The 1,091-nt window shown below is 68.3% G+C and carries 1 protein-coding gene; it reads left to right on the forward strand.

Features of this window, described 5'->3' with window-relative positions; translation table 11 throughout:
* On the forward strand, nucleotides 1-1,091 hold a 1,091-nt coding region (locus AC0B9F_RS38440), incomplete at both ends, for an amino acid adenylation domain-containing protein (protein ID WP_472010486.1).

Genomic DNA, 1,091 nt, shown 5'->3' on the forward strand with positions numbered 1-1,091 from the left:
CTTCCGGTGATCTCTCTGATGGTGAGCGGTTGTCGGTGTTGGGTGTGGATGGTGCGGCGTATGTGATTTATACGTCGGGTTCGACGGGGCGTCCTAAGGGTGTGGTGGTTTCGCATCGGGGTGTGCCGAATTTGGCGGCGGATCATATTGCTCGTCTGGGTGTGACGGGTGGGAGTCGTCTGTTGCAGTTTGCGTCGCCGAGTTTTGATGCGGCGGTGGCGGACATTTGGCCGGCGTGGTTGGCGGGTGCGGCGTTGGTGGTGGCGTCGGCTGAGGAGCTGGTGCCGGGTCCGGCGTTGGCGGATCTGATCGTGCGGTCGGGGGTGACGCATGCGACGTTGCCGCCGGCGGTGCTGCCGGTGCTGGAGGCTGAGGGTGGTCTGCCGGAGTCGGTGACGTTGATCGTGGCGGGTGAGGCGTGCCCGCCGGATGTCGCCGCGCGCTGGGCCCAGGGCCGGCGCATGTTGAATGTGTATGGTCCGACGGAGGCGACGGTTGCCTCGACGGCGAGTGATCCGTTGGCGGGGGGTGTGGTGGCGGTGCCGCCGATCGGGCGGCCGTTGTGGAACACCCGCGCCTACGTCCTGGACCGGAACCTTCAGCCCGTCCCGGCCGGTGTGACGGGAGAGCTCTATCTCGCGGGTGTCCAGCTTGCTCGTGGGTATCTGAATCGCCCCGGCCTGACCGCGGAGCGGTTCGTCGCCGACCCGCACGGGATGCCGGGTGAGCGGATGTACCGCACGGGGGATGTGGCGCGTTGGCGTGCGGACGGCAATCTGGAGTACGTCGGGCGTGCGGATGATCAGGTGAAGCTGCGGGGCTTCCGCATCGAGCTGGGTGAGATCGAGGCGGTCCTGACCGGCCATCCGCAGGTCGCTCAGGCCGCGGTACTGGTGCGGGAAGACCGGCTCGGTGACAAGCGCCTGATCGCCTACGTCGTCCCGTCGAACGGCGCCGAACAGCCGGACCCGGCCGCACTGCGCCGCTACGCCGGTGAGAGCCTGCCGGAGTTCATGGTCCCGGCCGCGGTGATGGTCCTGGACGCCTTCCCCCTCACGGTCAACCGCAAGATCGACCGCCGCGCCCTGCCC

This window comes from Streptomyces sp. NPDC097129, assembly GCF_055668065.1.